At 36.9% G+C, this 1042-nt stretch carries 1 protein-coding gene; it reads left to right on the forward strand.

Going from position 1 to position 1042, the window contains the following annotated elements:
* The first annotated feature begins 46 nt into the window (after positions 1–46).
* Positions 47–628, forward strand: coding sequence for a M23 family metallopeptidase (locus tag E1171_RS00855; protein WP_155203169.1), 582 nt, complete (start codon positions 47–49; stop codon positions 626–628).
* Positions 629–1042: the final 414 nt, after the last annotated feature.

A 1042-nucleotide genomic window follows, 5' to 3' on the forward strand; every position in this document is an offset into this window, starting at 1 on the left:
GTTTAGGTAAGAATGAATCATTTTATTTTAATTAAACTAAAACACTATGAAAATTGAAATGAAAAAGTTTTGTCTTGCATTTTTGGCAATTGGACTATTTCTTACTTCATGTAGTTCGGGAGAACCCTTTATTACTGTTGATCCTATTAATGAGGAAAATGCCGAAGTGACCAAAAGTACTTCATATGAATGGCCGACCAATAGCACAACTTTAACTGGTCGTTTTGGAGATGATCGTTCTAACGGACCTCATAGAGGGATAGATATTTCAGCAGTTAGCGGGACACCTGTCCGTGCTATGACCAGCGGAAATGTTAGATTTGCGGGATGGTCTCCGTCATCTTGGGGTTATGGAAATGTAGTTTTTATTCATCACGGTGATTTGCCAGAATCACCTGGTAGTGACCATGTGCAAACAAGGTATGCGCATTTGAGTAAAGTTTTAGTAGAAGAAGGAGATTGGGTAAATCAAGGTGATCTTATAGGGGAGGTAGGGTCAACAGGAAACTCTACGGGACCACATCTTCATTTTGAAGTTTTACACTGCGATGGAATATGCCCTTCCAGTGCAAGTACAAGTAATTGGGGTTCACCAGATCCTGTTGATCCTTTAGGAGATTATTTTTAGAAAAAAAAGACAAAATTTCAGAGGCTGTTTCATTTATTTACGCAGTCTCTAGTTTCTTCTTTTATCTTTTCTTTGAAAGAAATAGTTTCATTTATCAATCCAAATATAATTTTTTTTCAATATATGGGGTATTTCTCTTATCTAGGTGTAAGGGCCACAAATCCCTATTTTCTTTTTGTGGCATAATGGTTTTTTTTGGCTTCTGACGGATGTTGTTAATTCGGAAATTCAACTTTACCAATACTCAACCTTTAGGCCCTTTGTATATGATTTTAAACTCCCATCTTGGGTGTAAAGTGGAAGTAATTACCCTTTACTACCGGCCCACTATCTTCTTGAAATTATAAATAGATTTTTAACGACGCGAGAGGTTGCTTTGCTTTTTTAGCGGTGGATTTTGCGCAATGGCAAAAA

The sequence above is a fragment of the Xanthovirga aplysinae genome, assembly GCF_009711365.1.
Lineage (GTDB): Bacteria > Bacteroidota > Bacteroidia > Cytophagales > Cyclobacteriaceae > Xanthovirga > Xanthovirga aplysinae.

What these genes read in the sequence shown, in the direction of transcription:
- E1171_RS00855 (WP_155203169.1), top strand. Translation starts at nt 47, where the DNA reads ATGAAAATTGAAATGAAAAAGTTTTGTCTTGCATTTTTGGCAATTGGA.